The organism is Rhizobium sp. BK275, from assembly GCF_014193555.1.
Lineage (GTDB): Bacteria > Pseudomonadota > Alphaproteobacteria > Rhizobiales > Rhizobiaceae > Rhizobium.
The window spans coordinates 403063-426717 of the sequence record NZ_JACHZL010000002.1 but is presented as its reverse complement, the minus strand read 5'-3'; the positions used below and the strand labels follow the sequence as shown (position 1 = coordinate 426717).

Genomic DNA, 23655 nt, shown 5'->3' with positions numbered 1-23655 from the left:
ATGGAGGAATCTTCCGATCGATGCCGGTGCAAACCCGGTTTCGGCGGCCGAATGGGAGAGAGAAAATGAACAGCATTTCCGTCCACCCAAGCGGTGCGAAACCGGAAAAACCATGGCTTGCCACCTATCCGGACGTCGTTCCGGCCCAGATTCCTCCACTGGAATTCGCATCGCTGCCGGATCTCCTGGAAAAGAGCTGCGCGCGTTTTGCCGATCGGAAAGCCTTTTCCAGCATGGGCAAGGTGATGACCTATCGCGAGCTCGAAGCGCAGACCCGCAAGGTGGCCGCCTGGCTGCAGAGCGTCGGTCTGCAGAAGGGCGATCGCGTCGCCGTGATGATGCCGAACGTGCTGCAGAATCCCGTCGCCGTCTATGGCATCCTGCGCGCCGGTCTGGTCGTGGTCAACGTCAACCCGCTCTATACGCCGCGCGAACTCGAGCACCAACTCAACGATTCCGGCGCCAAGGCGATCTTCGTTCTCGAAAACTTCGCGCGCACCGTCGAGCAGGTCATCAACAAGACCGACCTGCGCCATGTCGTCGTCACCTCTCTCGGCGAAATGCTCGGCCCCAAGGGGCATATCATCAATTTCGTCGTTCGCCGGGTAAAGAAGCTGGTGCCATCCTGGTCCATCCCGCAGCACAAGAGCTTCGGGCAGGTGCTTGCGGAAGGCGCGAAGAAGACGCTTGCGCCTGTCAGCCTCACCGGCAGCGACATCGCATTCCTGCAATATACGGGTGGGACGACCGGCATTGCCAAGGGTGCAGTGCTGACGCACCAGAACCTGCTTGCCAACAAGATGCAGCTGCAGCTCTGGCTGAAATCCGCCTTCGACAAGAAGAAGCAGCCTGACGTCCTGAACTTCCTTTGCGCGCTGCCGCTCTACCATATCTTCGCGCTGACGGTGAATTCGCTGATGGGCATGTCGCTTGGCGCTCATAACGTGCTGATCGCCAATCCGCGCGACATTCCGGGGCTGGTGAAGGAATTCCAGAAGTCGAACATCCACATCTTCCCCGGCCTCAATACGCTGTTCAACGCGCTGCTCAACAATGCCGACTTTGCCAAGCTCGACTTCTCCTCGCTCGTCATGTCGCTCGGCGGCGGCATGGCCGTGCAGCGGCCTGTGGCGGAACGCTGGCTGAAGGTCACCGGCTCGCATGTCACCGAGGGCTACGGTCTCTCCGAGACGTCACCGGTGGCGACGGCCAACCGCTTCGATTCACCCGAGTTCACGGGCTCGATCGGCCTTCCCATACCCTCGACGGAACTCGACATCAGAGACGAAGACGGCAATTCGCTGCCGCTTGGCGAGATCGGCGAGATCTGTATCCGCGGCCCGCAAGTGATGGCCGGCTACTGGAACAAGCCGGAGGAAACGGCGAAGGTGATGACGCCTGACGGCTATTTCCGCAGCGGCGACATGGGTTTCATGGACGAGCGCGGTTACACCAAGATCGTCGACCGCAAGAAGGACATGATCCTCGTCTCCGGTTTCAACGTCTATCCGAACGAGATCGAGGAAGTGGCGGCCATGCATCCCGGCATCCTGGAGGCAGCCGCGATCGGCGTTCCGGACGGGCATTCCGGCGAGGCGGTAAAGCTCTTCATCGTGCGCAAGGACCCTGATCTCACCGAAGCCGAAGTGAAGGCCCATTGCGTAGCCAATCTCACCAACTACAAGCGGCCGCGTTTCATCGAATTCCGCACCGAACTGCCGAAGAGCCCCGTCGGCAAGATCCTGCGCAAGGACCTGCGCGGCTGAATTTGACGGTCTCGTGAAATTGAGGGCCATCCGCTTGTCGCGGGTGGCTTTTTTCATATTTGGTCAGATGGCTGAACTTGATTTGGCTGCGGGAAAGAGAATAGTTTCCGCGACCCTCTCCGCCTCCAAAGGAGCCTCCCATGAATGCCATCGTCGAACAACTGAAGAGCACTGCGGCCGCCACCAAGGCCACCGATCTGCGCGCCGCATTTGCAGCCGATCCGCAGCGCTTCCAGCACTTTTCCGTATCGCTTGACGACTTGCTGATGGATTATTCCAAGACGGCCGTGAACGACGAGATCCTGAAGCTTCTGGTGAAGCTCGCCGAAGAAGGCGGCGTCGAGACGAAGCGTGAGGAGATGTTCTCCGGCAAGGCGATCAACTTCACCGAGGACCGCGCCGTGCTACACACCGCGCTGCGCAACCGCTCCAACACGCCCGTTCTGGTCGACGGCAAGGATGTCATGCCTGACGTCAACGCCGTACTGACAGCCATGGGCAAGTTTGCCGACGGCGTGCGTTCCGGCGCGCTGAAGGGCGCGACCGGCAAGAAAATCACCGATGTCATCAATATCGGCATCGGCGGATCGGATCTCGGCCCTGTCATGGCGACGCTGGCGCTCGCCCCCTTCCATGACGGCCCGCGCGCCCATTTCGTCTCCAATATCGACGGCGCCCACATCGCCGACGTCCTGAAGCTGGTGGAGCCGGAAACGACGCTCTTCATCGTCGCCTCCAAGACCTTCACCACGGTCGAGACGATGACCAATGCGCAGACGGCGCGCAAGTTCATCGCCAGCGCGCTTGGTGAAGCTGCCGTTCAGCACCACTTTGCCGCAGTTTCGACGGCGCTCGACAAGGTCGCGGCCTTCGGCATCGAAAGCGAACGTGTCTTCGGCTTCTGGGACTGGGTCGGCGGCCGCTACTCGATCTGGTCGGCCATCGGCCTGCCGCTGATGATCGCTGTCGGCCCGGAGAATTTCGGCAAGTTCCTCGATGGCGCTCATGCCGTCGACAATCATTTCCGTAAGGCGCCGATTACCGAAAACCTGCCGATGCTGCTCGGCCTCATCGGCTTCTATCACCGCAACGTGCTGGGTTACCCGACACGCGCCATCCTGCCCTACGACCAGCGCCTGTCGCGCTTCCCGGCCTATCTGCAGCAGCTCGACATGGAATCGAACGGCAAGGGAGTCACCATCGACGGCACGCCGGTCGAAGGCAATTCCGGCCCTGTTGTCTGGGGCGAACCCGGCACCAACGGCCAGCACGCCTTCTACCAGCTCATCCATCAGGGCACGAGCATCATCCCGGCCGAATTCATGATCGCCGCCAACGGTTTCGAGCCGGAACTGCGCCATCAGCACCAGCTTCTGATGTCGAACGTTCTCGCCCAGTCGGAAGCGCTGATGAAGGGCCGCACTTTCGCGGAAGCCAAGAAGCAGCTGACCGACAAGGGCATGGACGACAAGAAGGCCGATTTCATCGCCCCGCACCGCGTCTTCACCGGCAACCGCCCGTCGATCACCTTCGTCTATGACAAGCTGACGCCCTATGCGCTTGGCCGCCTGATCGCGCTCTACGAACACCGCGTCTTCGTCGAAGGCGTGCTCTTCCGCATCAATTCGTTCGACCAGTGGGGCGTGGAGCTCGGCAAGGAGCTGGCGACTGGCCTGCTCCCGGTCGTCGAAGGCAAGGAGAGTGCCGCCGGCCACGATTCCTCGACTCAAGGGTTGGTCGCGGCACTGGCAAAACTCGCCAAGTAATTCGCGATCGCGCTGCTATCGAAGCCCATCCGTCACGCGGGTGGGCTTTTTTATTTGACCCTGTCGAATTGCAGAACATCTCGTCGTCTATAAAGAGAGTGACGGAGGAGGAGCCGATGACTGCAACGGATGATGAGCTGGTGAACTTCGAGGCAAAGGGTGCGCTGCCATTGCCGCCCTCGGATGAACAGGGCTTCGTCGAGAACAAGGGCGCGCGCATCTGGTATGCTAGTTACGGCGCCGGTCCAGCCGTCATCCTGCTGCATGGCGGGCTCGGCAATAGTGGCAACTGGGGTTATCAGGTTCCCGATCTTGTCGAGGCCGGTCATCGCGTCGTGGTGATCGATAGCCGCGGTCATGGCCGCAGCACACGTGACCACCGCCCCTACACCTATCACCTGATGGCTTCCGATGTGCTGGCCGTCATGGATCATGCCGGGATCGAGGAGGCGGCTTTCGTCGGCTGGAGCGATGGCGCCTGTACATCGCTGATCCTGGCCGACCAGCACCCGGACCGCGTCTGCGGTGTCTTCTTCTTCGCCTGCAACATGGACCCCAGCGGCACCAAGGAATTCAAGGCGACTCCCGTCATCGACCGCTGTTTCAGCCGCCACAGGAAGGATTATCAGGCACTATCGGCGACGCCTGATCAGTTCGAGGCTTTCGTTGGCGATGTCTCGAAAATGATGGCGACGGAGCCCAACTACTCGGCGGAGCAGCTGGCCGGCATCAAGGTGCCGGTTTCCATCGTGCTCGGCGAGCATGACGAGTTCATCAAGCCTGAGCACGCCGACTATCTGGCAAGGACGATCCCGGATGCGGAATTCGTGCTCATGCCCGGTGTCAGCCATTTCGCGCCGTTGCAGCAGCCGGACCTCTTCAATCGCGAGGTCCGCGCCTTTCTCGACCGGATCGAATGAGCCTCAGAGGCCGATTTCTCGAGCCCAGGGCGGGTTGGCGCGATCATCAGGCGTTTCGGATGCGTTGACGCGTTTCAAACCTCGTCTTGGCGCAATCGTGTGTGGGAGCTTGATTGCCGAAGCCAGGCGGAGACTTGCCAGCAGCCGGATGAAATACCAACCGAGATCCGGCTGCCCCGGCTCGATGCCGAGCCGGGCGGATTCTGGAAAGGCATGATGGTTGCCGTGGAAACTCTCGCCAAAGGTCACCAGCCCGAAACGCGGCAGGTTATAACCCTGCACCGCTACATCATCGACACTCCAGCCCTGATGGCCGTCGCGATGGGCAAAGTGGCCGACCAGCCAGTGTCCGGTCAGCGACACCGATATCCGCACGGCAATACCCCAAACCACCCACGGCAATCCGCCCAGCGTGAAGAGCACGAGCGCCAGGGGAAGCTGCTGCGCCATCCATGTTGCCTCCAGGAAGCGATAGAAGCGATCGCGCCGTTCTCGCTCGCCAAGGACGAAGCGCGGCGGGTGGTCCAGCGCCACCGTGCAATGCATCTGCCAGAAGGCATCGATGAAGAAAGGCCGCCGATGGGCAAAGAGATCATGGCAGTCTCGCTGCCGTTGCGCCCAATCACGAATGTCATGTGCGTAGATCATGCCAAAGGGGCCGGCCATGCCGACCAATGTACCGAGATAGACGAGAAAGTGCTCCATCCAGATATGCGTGCTGAATGACCGGTGGATCAGCAGCCGGTGCATGCCGACCGAATGACCGAGGCAGATCGTGACGGCGGTCAACAGGATGAAGACGGCAAAGGTGCTCCACGTAAAGGTCAGCGGCCCGCCAATTACGGCAATCGAGGTCATGGCGGTGATCCAGATCGACTTTGCGGGTATCCAGACCACCCTGCCCTTCACTGGATCGCTGTTGTCATCGATCATGCGTCCGGTGGAAATACTGCTCATGGCAAACTCCTTCCGGGCGCATTCAACGCTTGAACATCGCCCACCAATTCATTATTTAAGGAATTATCTAATTACTTTGCACGAAGAGAAACAATTAAGCAATGCGTTAATTGCTTAATTGTTTAACGGATCGATGCAACTATGCCGCAGGCACGGAGATCAGACTTGGAAGAAGAAACTTTCGATGACGCTGCAGAAGACGGATCCGTCAGCGCCGCCCAGCGGATATTTCACGCGCTTTCCAGTGCGCCGCGCCGGAAGATCCTGGCCTATCTCTCTGCATCTAGCCTTACGGCTGGCGAGATCGCCGACCGGTTCAGCATGTCCAAGCCAGCCGTCTCGCAACATCTTTCCGTCCTTGAGACGGCGGGGCTGATCCGGCGAGAGAAACAGGGGCAGTTCGTCCACTATTCCCTGATCGAGAACAATCTCGTCAACACGCTCAACGGCTTCGTGCAGGAGGTCTGCCCGGTCGGTCGGCCGATCAAGAAGGAAAGCCAGACGCGCGCACGCGCGAAAGAATTGCCTTGAGCACCGGACAGATCCTGCGCTCGCGTGGCGCGAGAAACAGGGCGTCGATACGTTGTGGCTTATCCCCTTCTCTTCCGGGAGAAGGGAATCGAAAGACTGCGGCTCCGGCTTTAGAGCCCGATTTCGCGTGCCCAGGGCGGATTTGCACCGGCGCGCGAGACGGTCACCGCGGCAGCCTTGGCGCCAAGAGCCAAAGCATTGCGCAGGGCCTGCTCATCGAGATTGGCGACCTGCGACTTGGTCAGCAGGTTATCCATCTTCAGCGAGGCGAGGACGCCGGCATCGAAAGTGTCGCCGGCGCCGACCGTATCGACGACCGTGACGCGCTCGCTCGGCACGGTGACCTTGCGCGCATTAGTGTAGCCGGTGGCGCCTTCTGCACCCTTGGTGATGACGACGAGCTTGGCGCCGTGGTTCAGCCAGTGGGCGGCCAGCGTATCGTGATCGCCTTCCAGGCCGAACCATTCGAGATCCTCGTCGGAGAATTTCACGATATCGGATTTGGCGGCCATGCGCTTGATGCGGGCCATATGCGCCGGCTTGTCCTTGATGAAGCCGGGGCGGATGTTCGGATCGAGCGAGATGACGCGCGTGGCCGCTTCGCGGTCGAGCAGCGCTTCGTAGGTTTCGCCGCAGGGGCTTGGGATCAGGCTGATTGCGCCGAAATGCAAGGCTTCGCAGTCAGCGCCAAGGGTCGGCAGGTCGTCTGTCGTGATCATCCGGCCGGCCGTGCCCTCGTCATAGAAGGCGTAAGTCGCCTGACCGTTGACGAGCTTCACGAAGGCGATCGTCGAGGGGCGCGGCGTGATGGCGCACAGGCTGTAGTCGACATTGCTCGCCTTCAGCGTATCAAGCAGGATTTCGCCCATCATGTCATTGGCGATGCCGGTGAAGAAGGCCGTCGGGACACCCAGGCGGCCAAGCGCAATCGCCGTATTGAAGATCGCGCCGCCGGCATAGGGCGCAAAGCCCTTTTCGCCTGATGTCGTTTCCCTCGGCAGCATGTCAATCAGGGCTTCGCCGCAGCACAAAATCATCGAATTCCTCCCAAAGGACTTGCGCGTTCTTCAATCGATTAAGCGAGCTTTTGTCAAAAGGCTAGAGCGAAAGCTCACTCACGCCACCATTTCTCGCCGACCAAGCAAGCGGCGCATCGAGGAAGGCCTCGACTTCCTGCAGCGTCCTGTCGTCGAAGAGCTTCTGCTGCCTGGCAACCGCCAGTACCTCGCGCCAGGTGGCGATGTGGTGGAACTGGACCTTGCCATTGGCAAAGCGCTGTTGAGCTTCCGGGAAAATGCCATAGGAGAAGAGCGCTATGCCGTGATCGACGACACCGCCGGCGGCTCTGATGGCATCGATGAAAGTGAACATGCTGCCGCCGGCCGTGGTCAGGTCTTCGATGACGAGCACGCGAGCGCCGTCCTTCATGTCACCCTCGATCTGCGCATTGCGGCCATGGCCCTTCGGCTTCTTGCGGACGTAGATCATCGGCAGGCCGAGGCGATCGGCAAGCAGTGCGGCAAAGGGGATGCCTGCGGTCTCGCCGCCGGCGATGCAATCGAACTGCTCGAAACCGGCGTCGCGCAGCAAGGTGCTGGCGGCAAAATCCATGACGGTCGAGCGCACGCGCGGGAAGGACAGGAGCTTGCGGCAATCGATATAGACGGGGCTCATGATGCCCGAGGCATATTTATAGGGCGTCTCGGCGTTGAAATGCACCGCCTTGATCTCCCAGAGCATCTTGGCCAGCAGCTCTGCCATCACGGCGCGGTCGGGAAATGTGGTCTGGATCATGCGGCTCTCTCCTTCGGCTGACGTTCCAGCGGCAATAGCAGCAAGAGCGGCCGGTTTCCAGACGGAAGAAGACCGTCAGCCAAGCAGGCGGCCGATATCCGCAATCTGCATCTTCTTGAAGAGCGCGATTGCCTGCGCGCCCTCCTTCGCATCCAGCGAAACAGCATAACGCACGGCGGCAGCGAGGAGTTGCATCGTCAGCCGGGCGATGGCCAGAAGCTCGGCTTCGCTCCGCTCCGGCCATAGTTGTTTTAACACCGAAAGCAGGGCCTGGGCATGGAATTCCATATCCTCGGCGTCGACCTCTTGAAGAAGCTTGTCCGTATGGGTCGCGTGCCAGATATCGCGCATGACGGGCTCGCGGCGAAAGAAGGCATAATATTCATCGGCGATGACGCAGAGCGCCGTGCGCAGATTGTCTGCGTCCGTCACCTTGGCCAGTTCGTCGGCCACGCATTGACGGCCCTCCTCGTTGAAGCGCTCGGCCAGCGTACGGATGATCGAGGTCTTGTCAGGGAAATACTGGTAGAGGGCACCGAAGGAAAGCTCAGCCTTTTCAACGATCTCGCTCATCTTCAGGGCATCGCTGCCATTCTTTTCGATGAGATCGGAGGCGACCGCCAGGATTTTTTCGAAGCGCTCGCGGCCGCGCTGCTGGCTCGGGATGCGGCGTGGTTGGCCGGTCGACTCTTGCTGGCGCCTGCGCCGTGCAATCACTTCTTCTGCCATCTTCCGCTTCCTTCGACTGTTGACAAAGAAAATAAGAGAGTTTATCTCATTTTGCAAATAAGAGAGTTTCTCTTATTTTAACCGAGGAGGAGTTTCGATATGCAGAATTCCGAAATCGTTCTGATCGGCGGATCGGGAAAAACCGGAGGCCGCATTGCCGACAGGCTGGAAGAGCTGGGACTTAACGTGCGCAAGGCGTCCCGCTCCACGATACCGGCCTTCGATTGGGGGGATCGCGCGACCTGGCGCAGTGCGCTCACGGGTGCAACGAGCGCCTATATCGCCTTCCAGCCGGACCTTTCCGTCTCCTGGGCGGCAGAAGCCATCGAAGCGCTTTCAAAGCTCGCGAGGGAGTGCGGGCTGCAGCATATCGTGCTGTTGTCCGGCCGTGGCGAAGAAGGGGCGCAACGGAGCGAGGAAGCGCTGCGGGCAACCGGGATCGACTACACGATCCTGCGCGCCTCCTGGTTCTGCCAGAATTTCAGCGAGGGCGCTTTCGTGGAGTCGCTCATTGCCGGCAGGCTGGAGTTGCCGGCTGGCGATATCAAGGAGCCCTTCATCGATGCCGATGACATTGCCGATACGGCAGTGGCGGCACTCACCGATATCAGGCATCGCAACAAGATCTACGAGCTGACCGGCCCTCGCGCCCTGACTTTCCGCGAAGCCGTTGCCGAGATTGCCGCAGCCGCGGACCGTCCGATCGAATATGCACAGGTACCGATGGCGGATTTCAAGGACGGGCTTGCCGCTGTGGGAATGCCGGCGCCGATCGTGGCACTTCTGGAAGAACTCTTCGGACAGGTGCTCGATGGGCGCAATTCCGCGGTGATGGGTGGTGTGACAGAGATACTCGGCCGCCCGGCAAGGGATTTCAGCCAATATGCACGGGAGACCGCGGCAACCGGATTATGGAGCGCCTGACCATGCAGATCGTTCTCGTCATTTCCCTTATTGCCGCGGCGATCGGCAGCGGCCTTGTCGCCGGCATCTTCTTTGCCTTCTCCACCTTCATCATGACTGCTTTTTCGCGCATCCCGGCCGAGCAGGGCATTGCTGCGATGAATTCCATCAACGTGACCATCGTCCGCTCGCCCTTCATGCTGCTTTTCGTGCCGACGGCGATCCTCTGCGTCGTGATCGCAGTGCTGGCGTTCATGAACTGGCGCGGCGGCGCTTCCTCGCTGATGCTGGCCGGCACGGCGCTCTACATCGTCGCATCCTTCCTCTCCACTATCGTCTTCCACGTGCCGATGAATGATGCGTTGGAAAAGGTCAGTGGCAACGGGCCGGAGGCTGTGCAGCTCTGGACGACCTATCTCAAGGACTGGACGTGGTGGAACCATGTCCGCACCATCGCCTCGCTGCTGGCCTCGGTCGCTTTCGTGCGGGCACTCATGATCATTTGAAAAGGGCGGAGAGAATACCCCTCCGCCCCTTCTACGATCAGTTCTGCTGGCAAAAGGTGATGCGGTTGTTGAAGGGGTCGATGACGCCCATTTCGAGGCCCCAGGGCGCTTCCTCGATGCTAGGTTTCATGTAGCGGTAGTTCCTGGCGGCGAGTTCTGCCTGATAGGCCCTGATATCCTTCACCCGCACGAAGGCGCGGGCGCCGGGGCTGGCATCGCCGGAATGTTCGCTCAGATGTAATTGCATATTTTCACGCGAGACCTGGCAATAAAGCGGAAAGTTCTCGCCGAAACGGTGCTCCCAATCCAGCGTGAAGCCCAGGAAACCGCAATAGAATTCCATGGCTTTCTCGACCGAGAAGATGCGGAAGATCGGCACCGGCGGCTCAATGCCGATCGGCGATCTTACGCCTTCGGCGTCATCCAGCTTTCCCGAGAGAATATTCCACTGGTCGAAGCCGAATTGTCTGGCGACAATCTCCAGGGTTTCGCTATGGGTGAGGGAAATATCGCGGTCGGCAAGCGCCTGCCGCAGGGTTTTTGCCATAAGCTTGGCATCGCGAAAATCGCGCATGGTTCATCCTTCTCCGTTGGCGGCAAACAGGAAGATCAGTGCCCGCGTCTGCTGACCCGTTCGCCATCGATTGCCTGGGAGACAAGGATGTGAAGGTGGATTTGGATGCATTCACCATAATGCTTGCGCATCGCGGGGCGACTGGCTGCATCCGGCCGATGTCAGCTTACGAAAGGTCGGGAGAGGGATCAAGAGGCCGAGCGCGCATCCCCTGCCGGCACCGAATGAAGGTGGCTGGCGAGTTCGACACGGTTGCGGCCGGCGCGTTTTGCGACATAGAGCGCCTTGTCCGCCTCTCCCAGCATGGCATCGAAATCCAGCGGCTTGGAGCGGCCGGGGGCGACGCCGACGCTGACGGTGCATTTCAGCACTTCGTCCTCGATATAGATGTCGCGCTCCTCGAAGGCCTTGCGGATGCGCTCGGCGGCAAGCTCGGCGCGGCCGGGCATGATTTCCTTCAGCACGAGCGCGAATTCCTCACCGCCGAGGCGGGCGGCCGTATCGCCGCTACGGCAATTGGCCGAGAGTTCGCCGGCAAAGACCTTCAGGACGTGATCACCGGCTGCATGGCCGTAGCGGTCGTTGACCGATTTAAAATGATCGATGTCGAAGACGATGACGGCGGTCGAAACGCCCATGGCGCGGGTGCCATATTGGTCGAACAGGGCGCGGCGGTTCAGCAAGCCGGTCAGCGGATCGGTGATCGCCTCGATGCGGTGACGGGCGGCGAGCCGCCATTGATGCAGCGCCAACGACAGGGCGCCGATGCCGGTCATGCCGGCAATGCACACGGCGATGCTAAGGTCTTCCGCCCAATTGCTGGGTGCGGCGCCCAGCACCAGTTTGCCGTCCCAGATCAGCACGGCGGCGCAGAGGACGAAGGAAATCGCCGTCAATGTATAGAGGGCGGTAATGCCTGATATCGGCGCAGGTGCTTCGGCGCGATCGAGCCAATATTGCCGGGCGGTCGCGAAGAGCAGGAAGGCGATGGCGAGATTATCCGCCATGAAGGCCAGACCGTCCAGCCCGGCGATCATCGGCGGAATGGATGTGGCCATGGCGACAAGTGCACGGACAACGATGCCTGATATCGGGAGCCGGCCGGTGCGGAACTCATAGCCAGCGCCCCAGATGGTGGCGAAGCCGGCATGGAACAGCACGAAGCTGCCCGCACCAAGCATGCGCTCGGGCTGCTCCACATAGATGGCATAGGCGAAAATGCCGGCGACGACGAGAACGAGGCCGAATGCGCCGGTGAGAAGAAAGGTTTCGGCCCGGCGCACGAGCCAACTTCCCATGAGCGTCACGGCAAGGCAGGTTGCTGAAACGCCGAGCGCCAGCAGCAATGAATTATAGTCAAGCATCATGCTTTAAATCTCCGCGACTCCTGCCGCGCCGATAACGTTCTGAAAATCTATCTCGTCATTGCTGACGAATGTCTTACGCATTCCATTAAAAAACATGGATTTCGCAGCCGCGCGTTACAAATTCCACATTCGGCAGCAACTATAAGAAGAATAATATTTAAGCCTGCAACGTCTTTTCTCAGGCTTTAATCTGCCAATGCAGCGCAAACATCGGATCGAAGACGGTAACTGGACCGGCGCCGGTCTCAATCCTGGCGGGGAAGACCACCGGTTCGGCCTGACGCTCCAGCGTGATGCGTTCCTCGTTGGGCGCCAGCCCATACCAGCCGGGGCCATTCAGGGAGGCAAAGGCCTCCAGCTTGTCGAGCGCACCATCCTGCTCGAACACATGGGCAAGGCAGCTCATCGTGTTGATCGAGGTATAAATCCCCGCGCAGCCGCAGGCGCATTCCTTGAGCGGGTCGACATGGGGCGCGGAATCCGTGCCGAGGAAGAACCTGCTATCGCCGCTCGTCGCCGCGGCCCGGAGCGCCAGCCTGTGGTTTTCGCGTTTTGCGACCGGCAGGCAGTAATAATGGGGGCGAATGCCGCCGACGAGGATGGCGTTGCGGTTGATGATCAGGTGATGAGTGGTGATGGAACCGGCGAGATTGGCCTTGGCCGACTTGATGTAGTCGATGCCATCTGATGTCGTGACATGTTCCATCGTCACCTTCAATTCCGGCAGGCGCTTGCGCAGCGGGTCGAGCACCGTCTCGATGAAGACGGCCTCACGATCAAAGATATCAACGTCAGGCGTCGTCACCTCGCCATGGACGCAGAGCGGCAGGCCGATCTTCGCCATGCGCTCCAGCACCGGCATGGCCTTTTCCATGTCGCGCACGCCACCGTGCGAATTCGTCGTGGCGCCGGCCGGATAGAGTTTGACGGCGGTGATGAGGCCACTCTTCTTGCCCTCTTCCACGTCGTCGGGGCTCGTATCCTCGGTCAGATAGAGCGTCATCAGCGGCTGGAAGCGGTGGCCAACAGGAAGCGCCCTCAGGATGCGCTCGCGATAGGCGGCCGCATCGGCAGTCGTGACGACGGGTGGCACCAGGTTTGGCATGATGATAGCGCGCGCGAAGGTGCGGCTCGTATCGCCGATCACACCTTCCAGCATGGCGCCATCGCGCAGATGCAGATGCCAGTCGTCAGGACGGCGGATGGTGATCGATTGCATGGGAGCCTCCGAAGCGATGCGGGTTGCGCCTCGATAGCATCAACAGCGGTGTGGAAACAACTGTTCAGGCCAGCGCGATTTCCAATGTGATGTCGGCAGGCCGGCGATTTTCGAGGATGAGGCGGCCGTTCGGCAGGTCGTTGCCATAGACTTTGGCGCTTGCTTCTTCCTCGGTCAGCTTATAGCCGCGCCAGCGATCCCAGAGGCGCTCTTCCAGAACCTCCATCGGCGGGGCGAGCATGATCGTGTAATCGAAGATGCCGTCGAGTTCGGCCCATTTGCCTTGCGTGAAGAGCAGATAGTTGCCCTCGATGATGATGAAGCGGTCCTTGGGATCAATCGGCCGGGCAGAGGCGATGGCAAGCTCACGCGAACGGTCGAAGACGGGAACGAGAACTTCCTGATCGGCGGGACGTACGGCTCTGACGATGTCGAGGAAGCCGCGCACGTCGAAGGTTTCCGGAATGCCCTTACGGGCCAGCAGTCCGCGTTCGATAAGGACCGCATTGTCCATGTGGAAGCCGTCCATGGGCAGCACCGCAGCGCTCTCGCCCTTCGCTTTAAGGCCGCTGGCGACTTTGTCGGCCATGGTGGATTTGCCGGCACCGGGCGGGCCGGCGATCGCGATCAGGAAGCGCCTGGAGTTGCCGGCGCGGTTCAAGACCTCGCCGACAATGTCGTCTATTCTTGCATTCATGCAGCGACGGGCTCCGCAGGGACCGCCTTGGCGCCGGTCATGAAGGCGACGGCGTCGGACATCGTGTATTCCTTGGGGTTGATGACCGTCAAGCGGCGCCCCAGGCGATGGATATGGATGCGGTCCGCCACCTCGAAGACATGCGGCATGTTGTGCGAGATGAGCACGATCGGAATGCCGCGGGCGCGTACGTCGAGAATGAGCTCCAGCACGCGCCGGCTTTCCTTGACGCCGAGGGCAGCGGTCGGTTCATCCATGATGATGACCTTGGAGCCGAAGGCGGCAGCTCGGGCAACGGCGACGCCCTGGCGCTGGCCGCCGGAGAGCGTTTCCACCGCCTGATTGATATTCTGGATGGTCATCAGGCCGAGTTCGGAAAGCTTGTTGCGCGCCTGCTTTTCCATCGTCGGCCGGTCGAGCATGCGGAACCAGGAGCCGAGCGGACCTGGTTTGCGGATTTCGCGGCCGAGGAACATGTTGTCGGCGATCGACAGTGCCGGCGAAAGGGCGAGGTTCTGGTAGACGGTCTCGATGCCCGCATCGCGCGCTTCCATCGGCGATCTGAAATGCACCTGCCGGCCTTCCAGTGTGATCACGCCCTCGTCGGGAGTGACCGCACCTGAAATCGCCTTGATCAGCGAGGATTTGCCGGCGCCGTTATCGCCGATGACCGCAAGGATTTCACCCGGATAGAGGTCGAAATCGGCATTGTCGAGTGCGGTGACGCGTCCGTAACGCTTGACGAGGCCGCGGGCGGTGAGAATGGGTTCGACAGCCATGATTACACCGAAACCTTTCTGATCCATTGGTCGATGGCGACGGCGGCGATGATGAGCACGCCGGTCAGCAGGACTTTCCATTGCGGGTCGGCGCCGAGCATGTTGAGCCCCATCGACACGACGCCGACGATCATGGCGCCGAAGAGCGTGCCGAGAATGGAGCCGCGGCCGCCGAACAGCGAGATGCCGCCAATCACGGTCGCGGTGATCGCCTGGAGATTGTAATCGGTGACCGCCGAGGACGGCGAGATCGAGCCGTTGCGGCCGATCGAAACCCAGGCCGCGAAGGCGGCGATGACGCCGGATATGGTGTAGACGGTCAACAATACCTTCTTGGCCTGAATGCCGGAAAGCTTGGCTGCTTCCGGATCGTCGCCGACCGCATAGACATGCCGGCCCCAGGCGGTGTGATTGAGCACATACCACAGGAGCAGGACGAGCAGGACCATGGCGACGACGCCGAGCGTCAGCACGGCGCTGCCGAGCTTGAAGCTCGCGGCGAAAAGATGCAGCAGCGGCGCTTGTTCGTCGACGTCGGTGTCGCGGATCGTCTCATTGGCGGAATAGATGAAATTCGTCGCCATGACGATATTCCAGGTGCCAAGTGTCACGATGAAGGGCGGCAGCTTCATGAAGGCGACGAGAAAGCCGTTCAGCAATCCGCACAGGCCGCCGACGAGCAGACCGGCTGCGACCGCGATCGGTGTCGGTATGCCGTAGGTTATGGCGACATTGCCCATGATGACGGCCGAGATCACCATGATGACGCCGATCGAAAGATCGATGCCGGCGGTCAGGATGACCAGCGTCTGGGCCGCGCCCAGAATGCCGACGATGGCGATCTGCTGCAGGATCAGTGTCAGGGTGTAGGACGAGAAGAACCGTCCGCCAATCGTTATCCCGAAGACGATGATCGCCAGCACCAGCACGATCAGCGGCACCGCGGCCGGTGTCGAGTGCAGAAAATGCTGGACGCGCTTGATCAGCGAGACGGTCTCGTGTTCGAACGAGGCAACACTCTTGTCGCTGTCGTCGAGGACACGTTCAAATTCCTGTGCTCCGGTCATTGTTCCTCCTTCACATCCGCGCCGACCCCACGCGGAAGCCGCGACCGATATACTTCCGGTCTTAATCAGCCGGTTTGTCGGGCGACGGCGTATCGTCCGCCCAAAATGGCCGGGGATCAAGCCCCGGCCTTTCTGATGTGTCAATCAGGCAGGGCTCAGCCCCAGCACTTGTCCGTGCCTTCCTTCGTATCGATCGACTTGACGCCGGAGACAGGCTTGTCGGTGACGAGCGAGACGCCCGTATCGAAGAAGGACTTGCCTTCGGTCGGCTTCGGCTTTTCACCACTGTCGGCGAATTTCTTGATCGCCTCGATACCGAGCGACGCCATCAGCAGCGGATATTGCTGCGAGGTGGCACCGATGACGCCTTCCTTGACCGACTTGACGCCCGGGCAACCGCCGTCGACCGATACGATCAGCACGTTCTTTTCCATACCGACGGCCTTCAGCGCCTGATAGGCACCGACTGCAGCCGGTTCGTTGATCGTGTGGATAACGTTGATGCTCGGGTCCTTCTGGAGAAGGTTTTCCATGGCCTTGCGGCCGCCTTCCTCGTTGCCGTTCGTCACGTCATGGCCGACGATGCGCTTGTCATCTTCGTCGCCGATCTTGTTCGGGTTCTTCGGGTCGATGCCGAAGCCGATCATGAAGCCCTGGTCGCGCAGAACGTCGACCGTCGGCTGCGACGGGGTCAGGTCGAGGAAGCCGACCTTGGCGTCCTTGGCCTTGTCGCCGAGCGTTTCTTTGGCCCACTGGCCGATCAGCTTGCCGGCGAGCAGGTTGTCGGTGGCGAAGGTGGCGTCGGCGGCATCGGCCGGCTCGAGCGGCGTGTCGAGCGCAATGACCAGCAGACCGGCATCACGCGCCTTCTTAACCGAAGAGACGATGCCCTTGGTGTCGGAAGCGGTGAGCAGGATGCCCTTTGCGCCGTCGGCAATGCAGCTTTCGATCGCCGCGACCTGGCTTTCGCTGTCGCCGTCGATCTTGCCGGCATAGGACTTCAGCGAAACGCCGAGTTCCTTGGCCTTGGCGGTCGCACCTTCCTTCATCTTGACGAAGAAGGGGTTGGTGTCGGTCTTGGTGATCAGGCAGGCGGAAACATCTGCCGCCATCGCCGGAGCGGAAAAGGCGACACCGAGCGCGAGAGCGCCGAAAGCGAGAACTGATTTCTTCATGAGCTCCTCCCAGAGATTAGCCGACCCGCCCCCAAGGCGGTGCCGGAATTCATGCACGGCGAGACTTGCGGATGTGACATGAGCCCCCTCCCAAAGCCGTCCCGTGCCGTTGACAATGGCAATTAAGAGCGAAAGAAAACGGCTTGTCAATAAATAAATCCAATTGAATTATTAATTCGATGTGGCATGCTGAGGAAAATTAGGGCATAGGCCGTTAATTGGGAGGAGTGGCCAATGTCGTCCTTGGATGGTCCGGATTCGATGCCGGTCCCACCGCCAATTCTGAATCCGTCGGGAGGTGCGAACCAGATCAGGGTGCGCGCCTATAACGAACGGCTCGTGCTGTCGCTGGTGCGCCTCTACGGCGCGCTGTCGAAGGCTGATATCGCACGCCGCAGCGGGCTTTCGGCCCAGACCGTCTCCGTCATCATGCGGGTACTGGAGAAGGAAGGGCTGCTGTCGCGCGGCGAGCCCATTCGCGGCCGTGTCGGCCAGCCATCCATCCCGATGCGGCTCAATCCGGATGCCGTCTATTCCTTCGGCGTTAAGATCGGCCGGCGCAGCGCGGACCTCGTATTGATGGATTTCGTCGGCAGGATCCGGCTGCAGTTGCACAGGATCTATGCCTATCCCCTGCCCCACGAGATCCTGTCCTTTGTGACGCAGGGGATCAAAGAGCTGGAAGGAAAGCTCGATGAGCGCGAGCGCAGCCGCATCGCCGGACTTGGTATTGCGGCCCCTTTCGAACTCTGGAACTGGGCAGACGAAGTGGGCGCGCCCGAAGGAGCCATGGAAGTCTGGCGCGATTTCGATCTGCAGGCCGAAATCGCCGACCAAGTCTCTTATCAGGTCTTCCTGCAGAACGATGCCACCAGTGCCTGCGGCGCGGAACTGGTGTTCGGCATCGGTCCCTCCTATCCGGATTTCGTCTATTTCTTCATTGGCTCCTTCATCGGCGGCGGGATCGTGCTGAACTCGGCGATCTTTTCCGGCAAGACGGGCACGGCGGGCGCGATCGGTCCGCTGCCGGTGCGCGGCAAAAATGGCGAGACAATGCAGCTTCTGGAGATCGCTTCGATCTTCGTGCTGGAAAACATGCTGCGCGAGCGCGGCATAGATCCGCAACCGCTCTGGTATTCGGCCGACGATTGGGTTGATTTCGGCGAGCCGATGGAAGCCTGGATCCAGGATACGGCCAAGGCATTGGCGCAGGCGATCGTGGCCGCCGCCTCGATCATCGACTTCAGCGCCGCCGTCATTGATGGCGGCTTTCCCGACTGGGTACGCCGGCGCATCGTGCAGGCGACGATCCATGAAGCTGAAAAGCTCGACCTGCAGGGCGTCGTCATGCCCGACATCGTCGAAGGCGTGGTCGGCGCACAGGCGCGTGCCATCGGCGGCGCCAGCCTGCCGATCTTCGCGCGCTATCTCACCGACCAGAATGTGCTTTTCAAGGAGATCGACAATGCTGAAAGGGCTTGACCCGCTGCTGAGCCCGGACCTGCTCGCGACATTGCGCGGCATGGGCCACGGGGACGAAATTGCCATCGTCGACGGCAACTATCCGGGCATCGAACATGCGCGACGGCTGATCCGGCTCGATGGGCACCATCTCATTCCGGTTCTCGATGCCGTGCTCAGCGTCCTGCCGATCGACGATTTCGTGCCCGAAGCCATCTTCCGTTCAACCGTCAAAGCCGAACGCGACAAGCTCGACCCGGTGCATGAGGAAATGATCGCCTGTTGCGCCAGACACGAGCCGGAGCGAGAGGTCGTTCCGCTCGTCGGACAGGATTTCTATGGCCGGGTGCGCGCGGCCCATGCTGTCATCCAGACCAGCGAGCCGCGGCTTTATGCCAATATCATCCTGCGCAAGGGAGTGATCTATCCCTCGGCCAGTGACGAACCTGCCAAGGCCGAGGTCGATCCCTTCGTCTATTAATATCGGTTTTCAGATTTCGCCGGCCGATGGTCCCCAGACGTCCGTCAGGGCAAAGCCGAGGGGATGGGGGTCGAAGGGATCGAGTGCCACCTGCGACAGGCCGAAGGTAAAGCCGCGGCCCGTGATCGTCGGGATAACGGCCGGTTTTCCGGCAACTTCCGTCACCGCCTGCAGGCCGACTTCGAATTCCGAGCCGATGATCGACTTCGACTTGAAGATATCGCCGACCTTCGCCTTTCCGCGCGCATAGAGGGTCGCAAGGTTGGCCGAATTGCCGGTGCCGCAGGGTGAGCGATCGGCCCGTCCCGGCCACATGGTCGTGCAGGTGCGGACCGTGCCGTCAGCTTCCAGATCTCGGAACATGACATAGGCCACACCCGAGATTGCCGGGATTTCCGGATGCTCGACGTGCATATTGCGGTTGATCAGGTCCTTGAGGATCATGCCGGCCTGCACCAGTGTTGCGGCATTGGCCTTCTCGATCGTCAGATTGATCTGGCCGACATCGACCAGCGCATAGAAGATGCCGCCATAGCAGATGTCGGCCTTGATCTTTCCCCAATGCGGCGTGTCGATCTCGACATCCAGCTCATGGACGAAGGACGGCACCATGGTGAGCTTCACCTTCTCGCAGCGGCCGTCGCGGCAGGTCGCCGTCGCCTTCACGAGACCGGCTGCGGTTTCCAGCGTGACGATGGTTTCCGGCTCCTTCATTTCGACGATGCCGGATTCCAGCAGGGCGGTCGTGACACAAATGGAGTTCGAGCCGGAGCTCGCATGCGCCTGATCCGGCTGCAGGATGATGAAGGCCGCATCGGCATCCGGATGCTTTGGCGGCAGGAGCAGGTTAACCGAGCCGATCGGCGCGCCGCGCGGCTCGAGGCAGAGGAAGCGGCGAAGCTCCTGGCCCTTCGGATCGGTGTTCAGCCAGTGAAGCTGGGCGGCAACCGTCTCGCCCGGAATCTTCGGCACGCCGCCAATCGCGACCTTGCCGATTTCACCTTCGGCGTGAACATCCAGAAGCTGGATCGTGCGCTTCCATCTCATCTTTCAAACTCCAATCAGACTTAACGCGTGATGCCGTCATCAACGCGGATATTCTGGCCGGCGACGGAGCCGCCGATACTCTGCTAGTATCTATCGATACGGAATGGCTTGATATCGACAGGCGTTTTGGCGCCCGTCACCATATCCGCGATCAACCGCGCTGTCGTTGCCGAATAGGTCAGGCCGAGATGGCCGTGACCGGTGGCGTAGAAGACGCCTGATATTTTCGAGGAGGGCGAAATGATCGGGATCGTATCGGGCAGCGCCGGGCGGTGGCCCATCCATTCGCTGGTGTCCTGAACCTTCAGGTCGGGCAGGATGCGTTGCGCATGGCGCACGAGCACACGCGGCCGACGGAAATCAGGCGCGGCCGTGAGCCCAGCCAACTCGACATTGCCGCCGACGCGGATGCCGTCTGCGGTCGGCGTAATCATGAAGGCACGATGCGGCCAGATCACCGAATAGCGCATGGAAATACCAGGCTGCATGATCTGCGTATGGTAGCCGCGCTCGGTTTCGAGCGGGATCGGCTCGCCGAGCGCTTCGGCGAGGAAACGGGTATGAACGCCGGCCGCGAGAATGACGTTATCGGCCTCGATACGGTTGCCGTTTTCGAGAAGGACGGCGGTTTTGCCGTCAGCCCTGCGCTCCACGTTCTTTACCTCGCCGGAAACGAAGCTGGCACCGGCGGCCTTTGCGGCATCGGCGAGCTTTACGACAAGCTTGTAGGGATCGCGGATCGACTTGTTGTCCGGCAGCAGCACCGCCTTGGCGATTTTCGGCGAAAGGGTCGGCTCGTAATATTGGATCGCGCCATTGCTCAGCACTTCGAATTCCATGCCATGGCGGCGCATCAGTTCGAGATGGCTGCGATCCGTATCGAACTCGGCCTCGGTCTCGTAAATCGCCAGGCATCCTTCCGCGGTCATCAGCTCGGGAGCGCCAATGGCATTGAGCATGGCGCTGATATCGCCGAGAGCAATTTTGGAGAGGCTCATGCCGGCATCCTCGATCTCCCGCAGGCGCGAGGGACGGCCGGCGGCGAGGAAGCGCAGGAACCAGGGCAGGATTTTCGGCGCATAGGACGGCCGCAGCCAGACCGGGCCTTCCGGATCGATCAGCCAGCGCGGCAGCTTCTTCCAGGTCGCGGGACCGGAGCCGGCTGCAAAGTCGAGCGCGATGCTCGCCATATTGCCGTAGGAGGTTCCCCTGCCCGGCTCGCCCTTGTCGATCAATGTTACGTGAAAGCCGCGCCGCTGCAGCTCGAAAGCAATTGAAGCGCCGACCACACCGGCGCCGACAACGGCCACCGTCTTATTCGTTTCATTCGCCATGTCTTGTCCACCGCACGGCAGAGTCGATTGCCGTTCAAGGTGTGATATATCACAACAAGGCGAATGCCTATGATTTTTTACTGCGCCTCTTCCGGCAGCCCGGCGCCGACGCTGTCACCCACGGACCCGACCGTATTGTTCATCGACTGACCGAGACGGCGCACCTGAGCATCGTAGTTGCGGCGAGTGCGGGGATCGAAGATGGCGATCGGCGTGCTGACTGCAAGGCTGACCGCGCTGCCGGCCGTCTGGGCTGCACCGATGGCAACCGCACCGACCGCTTCGCCGAGCCCGACTTCGGAATCGGTGATAGTCTGGCCGGCAATCAACCGGTCGCCAATAAGCTTTACCACTTCGGGGCTCTCAGCAAATTTGCCATGGTTCAGGCGGTCGCCGGTCTTCAGCTTGGTCAGATCGAGCACGGTGATACCGGCCGCTTCCAACTTGCTGCGATAAGGCTCGGCGGAAGGGTCGATCTGGCCGAGGCGATCGACATTGCCAGAGATGCGTCGCGAGAGTGCGAGCGCGCGATCATCCTGGGATACGAAGATGGTGAAGTGCGGTTTGTCCTTGCCGAGGCTCTGAAATTGACGGCCGAACACGTCGACATCGAGATCAGGCGAGGCAAGGATGACATTGTTGATCTTAGAGGCAACGTGGCCGTCGCGGATCGCCATCTGGCGCAGAGCCTCGACTGTCAGCCACGTGCCCATGGAGTGAGCCATGACGGTGATGTCGCCGACGGCTGGATTGTTGGCCGTGCGCCGCAACAGCTCTTCGAGTGCATCGCGCGAATAGTTGGTGCTTTCCTTGTCGTAGTTGTAGTCGAAGATGCTGGCGCGGGATGGCCAGGTGAACACGACGGGCGCGACATCGGCATGCGAATCATGGACGATCTGCGCAAAACGATAGACCGCATCCTCGTAGCGATTGTTGAAACCATGCACGAAGATGAGCACGCGCTTGCTCTTCGGCATATGCGTCCTCAGCCAGTTCTCTCCCGCCTTCTCCCCATCCAGCGGATCGACCGCGACGGTGACGAAGTCCTTGAGGGGGTCGGCGGGCAGACGGCGAGGCCATTGCACCTGCCCTGCCTTGCGGTTGGCTTCCGGCGGAATGGAGACATCGACGGCATCGACCATCAGCCCGGTGCCACGCTCGCCGGAGAAGAGCACGGCCGGATTTTCGTCAGCAGCCCGCGTCGTCGCCACCAGCAGGTCGACGCGCGAGGTCCCCGGCGGAACCGTGCCGGCCGCCTGCATCACGCCGATCGGCCGCCCGCAGGAAGCGAGGCCGACGCAGAGGACGAGCAGGGCTGCAAGGGCTTTGCGAGAAACGCCGCATCCGCCGATCATGACATCTCCGCAGGTTCAGGCGTCATCGCGCCAAGCCACCGACATGCGCTTGACGCGCGCTTCCAGTTAGTCCGAGCCCGTGAGCCAAGTCAATTTCACGAAGGTTTCAGGAGGGATATGGTCCGGAAAAGAAAAGAGCCCGACGCGGGAGGAGGTGCGTCGGGCTCTTGATCCTGACTGACAACTGGGAGGAGGAGTGTTGTCAGTCCGATGAAAGGAAGCGCTGGGAGGAGGAGTGCGCTGCCTTCGGGATTATTAATACCCAATTCATTTGATGGAGAATAGCGAAATTACCGCAATGCAGCAATGCATTCGGCGCAATGCTTGCCTCATAGGCGTCACGCGGGCGCCTCATTTTGCAGCACCTTTGACCAGATGATCAAAATTATTCGACAAATTGCGCCCGCATGAAGTCCATATAGGCCTGATCGTCCATGCTCCGGCGCGCTTTCACGAATCCGCGCGCATCATCACCGACGAGATAACGCAGCTGGTCTTTGCCGTCGGTCGCAGCTTCATAGACTACCCTGGCAACATCCGAAGACGTCATCATTTTCGCGGCGACCATCGCTGCAAAGGCCCGCTGAGCACGCTGCAGGAATTCATTATAATCAGGCAGGCCCGAGGGATCGATGGCAAAATCGGCGCCGGCGCGCTCCTGGAAACTGGTCTCCGCCACACCGCCGTGCGGAATCACCGACTTCACGCCGACGCCGAGTCCCAGAAGTTCGTAGGACAGTGCCTCTGTGAAGCCTTCGAGCGCGAATTTCGAAGCACAATAGATCGACAGGGTCGGCAGGGTGAAGAGGCCGGCGCCCGAGCTGACATTGATGATCGTGCCGGCCTTGTTTGCCCGGAAATGCGGCAGGATCGCCCTGGTCACATCCATGACGCCGAAGACATTCACGTCGAACTGCTGCTGGATCTTTTCGCGCGAGGTTGCCTCGAAGATGCCGTTCTGGCCGTAACCGGCATTGTTGACGAGCACGTCGATGCGTCCGAACTGTTCGATGCCGGCCTTGATGGCGGTATCGATGCTGCCGCGATCCTGAACGTCGAGCCTGACAACGAGGATATCGGCAAGTTCGGTCAGCTCGCTTTCCTTTTCAGGGCTGCGCATGGTGGCGATGACATTCCAGCCATTGGCATGAAAGAGCCTGCCTGCCGCCTTGCCAATGCCGGAGGACGCGCCGGTGATGAGAACTGTCTTTTTCATAATCTGCCTCA

At 60.7% G+C, this 23655-nt stretch carries 23 protein-coding genes; 8 read left to right on the top strand and 15 right to left on the bottom strand.

Annotated features, from left to right (window positions below; translation table 11 throughout):
• Positions 1-65: 65 nt before the first annotated feature.
• The 3 genes from FHT82_RS08015 to FHT82_RS08005 all read left to right on the top strand — a co-directional run bounded on the left by FHT82_RS08015 (position 66) and on the right by FHT82_RS08005 (position 4452).
• Complete coding sequence (locus tag FHT82_RS08015; protein ID WP_183728143.1) at positions 66-1766, top strand: long-chain fatty acid--CoA ligase; 1701 nt, start codon at positions 66-68, stop codon at positions 1764-1766.
• Positions 1767-1906: 140 nt separating this feature from the next.
• Positions 1907-3532, top strand: coding sequence for a glucose-6-phosphate isomerase (gene pgi, locus FHT82_RS08010; protein WP_183728140.1), 1626 nt, complete (start codon positions 1907-1909; stop codon positions 3530-3532).
• Between the two features lie 116 nt (positions 3533-3648).
• Positions 3649-4452 carry an alpha/beta hydrolase gene (locus tag FHT82_RS08005; protein WP_183728137.1) on the top strand — a complete coding sequence of 268 codons (804 nt, stop codon included), beginning with the start codon at positions 3649-3651 and terminating at the stop codon, positions 4450-4452.
• Between the two features lie 3 nt (positions 4453-4455).
• Here FHT82_RS08005 and FHT82_RS08000 read toward each other — a convergent pair whose 3' ends face one another.
• Positions 4456-5409, bottom strand: a complete 954-nt coding sequence (locus FHT82_RS08000; RefSeq protein WP_183728134.1) for an acyl-CoA desaturase — start codon at positions 5407-5409, stop codon at positions 4456-4458.
• A 165-nt stretch (positions 5410-5574) separates the two neighbouring features.
• Here FHT82_RS08000 and FHT82_RS07995 point away from each other — a divergent pair, with 165 nt between their 5' ends.
• The gene (locus FHT82_RS07995; RefSeq protein ID WP_183728131.1) at positions 5575-5940 is read left to right on the top strand and encodes a metalloregulator ArsR/SmtB family transcription factor; all 366 of its coding nucleotides are present in this window, start codon (positions 5575-5577) and stop codon (positions 5938-5940) included.
• Positions 5941-6050: 110 nt separating this feature from the next.
• On the opposite strand, the gene FHT82_RS07990 is transcribed toward FHT82_RS07995, so the two are convergent.
• The 3 genes from FHT82_RS07990 to FHT82_RS07980 form a co-directional block, all read right to left on the bottom strand.
• Positions 6051-6977, bottom strand: coding sequence for a carbohydrate kinase (locus tag FHT82_RS07990; protein WP_183728128.1), 927 nt, complete (start codon positions 6975-6977; stop codon positions 6051-6053).
• 61 nt (positions 6978-7038) lie between these two features.
• On the bottom strand, positions 7039-7734 hold the full coding sequence (locus FHT82_RS07985) for an orotate phosphoribosyltransferase (RefSeq protein WP_183728125.1): 696 nt from the start codon (positions 7732-7734) through the stop codon (positions 7039-7041).
• 75 nt (positions 7735-7809) lie between these two features.
• On the bottom strand, positions 7810-8463 hold the full coding sequence (locus tag FHT82_RS07980; protein ID WP_183728122.1) for a TetR/AcrR family transcriptional regulator: 654 nt from the start codon (positions 8461-8463) through the stop codon (positions 7810-7812).
• A gap of 99 nt (positions 8464-8562) precedes the next feature.
• Between FHT82_RS07980 and FHT82_RS07975 the strand changes: the two genes are divergently transcribed.
• Both FHT82_RS07975 and FHT82_RS07970 read left to right on the top strand, forming a co-directional pair.
• Entirely contained in the window at positions 8563-9387 is an 825-nt protein-coding gene (locus FHT82_RS07975) for an NmrA family NAD(P)-binding protein (protein WP_183728119.1), read from the top strand.
• A gap of 2 nt (positions 9388-9389) precedes the next feature.
• Positions 9390-9872, top strand: coding sequence for an anthrone oxygenase family protein (locus tag FHT82_RS07970; protein ID WP_183728116.1), 483 nt, complete (start codon positions 9390-9392; stop codon positions 9870-9872).
• 37 nt (positions 9873-9909) lie between these two features.
• On the opposite strand, the gene FHT82_RS07965 is transcribed toward FHT82_RS07970, so the two are convergent.
• The 7 genes from FHT82_RS07965 to FHT82_RS07935 all read right to left on the bottom strand — a co-directional run bounded on the left by FHT82_RS07965 (position 9910) and on the right by FHT82_RS07935 (position 16750).
• Positions 9910-10446 (bottom strand): glyoxalase superfamily protein, encoded by a 537-nt coding sequence (locus FHT82_RS07965; protein ID WP_183728113.1) that lies wholly within the window; start codon positions 10444-10446, stop codon positions 9910-9912.
• Positions 10447-10634: 188 nt separating this feature from the next.
• Positions 10635-11813, bottom strand: a complete 1179-nt coding sequence (locus FHT82_RS07960) for a GGDEF domain-containing protein (RefSeq protein WP_183728110.1) — start codon at positions 11811-11813, stop codon at positions 10635-10637.
• Positions 11814-11991: 178 nt separating this feature from the next.
• Entirely contained in the window at positions 11992-13032 is a 1041-nt protein-coding gene (pyrC, locus tag FHT82_RS07955) for a dihydroorotase (protein ID WP_183728108.1), read from the bottom strand.
• Between the two features lie 64 nt (positions 13033-13096).
• Positions 13097-13729, bottom strand: a complete 633-nt coding sequence (locus FHT82_RS07950) for a nucleoside triphosphate hydrolase (RefSeq protein ID WP_183728105.1) — start codon at positions 13727-13729, stop codon at positions 13097-13099.
• The gene (locus FHT82_RS07945) at positions 13726-14508 is read right to left on the bottom strand and encodes an ATP-binding cassette domain-containing protein (protein ID WP_183728103.1); all 783 of its coding nucleotides are present in this window, start codon (positions 14506-14508) and stop codon (positions 13726-13728) included. The genes FHT82_RS07950 and FHT82_RS07945 overlap by 4 nt, the downstream gene beginning before the upstream one ends.
• A 2-nt stretch (positions 14509-14510) precedes the next feature.
• Complete coding sequence (locus FHT82_RS07940) at positions 14511-15575, bottom strand: ABC transporter permease (protein ID WP_183728101.1); 1065 nt, start codon at positions 15573-15575, stop codon at positions 14511-14513.
• A 155-nt stretch (positions 15576-15730) separates the two neighbouring features.
• A complete protein-coding gene (locus tag FHT82_RS07935; protein ID WP_183728099.1) occupies positions 15731-16750 on the bottom strand; it encodes a sugar ABC transporter substrate-binding protein in 1020 nt (339 codons plus the stop codon).
• Positions 16751-16984: 234 nt separating this feature from the next.
• Here FHT82_RS07935 and FHT82_RS07930 point away from each other — a divergent pair, with 234 nt between their 5' ends.
• Entirely contained in the window at positions 16985-18232 is a 1248-nt protein-coding gene (locus FHT82_RS07930; protein ID WP_183728096.1) for an ROK family transcriptional regulator, read from the top strand.
• On the top strand, positions 18216-18692 hold the full coding sequence (locus tag FHT82_RS07925) for an RbsD/FucU domain-containing protein (protein ID WP_183728095.1): 477 nt from the start codon (positions 18216-18218) through the stop codon (positions 18690-18692). Before FHT82_RS07930 ends, FHT82_RS07925 begins: the two co-directional genes overlap by 17 nt.
• Positions 18693-18701: 9 nt before the next feature.
• Here FHT82_RS07925 and FHT82_RS07920 read toward each other — a convergent pair whose 3' ends face one another.
• The 4 genes from FHT82_RS07920 to FHT82_RS07905 all read right to left on the bottom strand — a co-directional run bounded on the left by FHT82_RS07920 (position 18702) and on the right by FHT82_RS07905 (position 23644).
• The gene (locus FHT82_RS07920) at positions 18702-19739 is read right to left on the bottom strand and encodes a 4-hydroxyproline epimerase (RefSeq protein ID WP_183728094.1); all 1038 of its coding nucleotides are present in this window, start codon (positions 19737-19739) and stop codon (positions 18702-18704) included.
• 83 nt (positions 19740-19822) lie between these two features.
• On the bottom strand, positions 19823-21073 hold the full coding sequence (locus FHT82_RS07915; RefSeq protein WP_183728093.1) for an FAD-dependent oxidoreductase: 1251 nt from the start codon (positions 21071-21073) through the stop codon (positions 19823-19825).
• A 77-nt stretch (positions 21074-21150) separates the two neighbouring features.
• Positions 21151-22428, bottom strand: a complete 1278-nt coding sequence (locus tag FHT82_RS07910; RefSeq protein WP_183728092.1) for an alpha/beta hydrolase — start codon at positions 22426-22428, stop codon at positions 21151-21153.
• A gap of 385 nt (positions 22429-22813) precedes the next feature.
• Positions 22814-23644, bottom strand: coding sequence for an SDR family oxidoreductase (locus FHT82_RS07905; RefSeq protein ID WP_183728091.1), 831 nt, complete (start codon positions 23642-23644; stop codon positions 22814-22816).
• Positions 23645-23655: the final 11 nt, after the last annotated feature.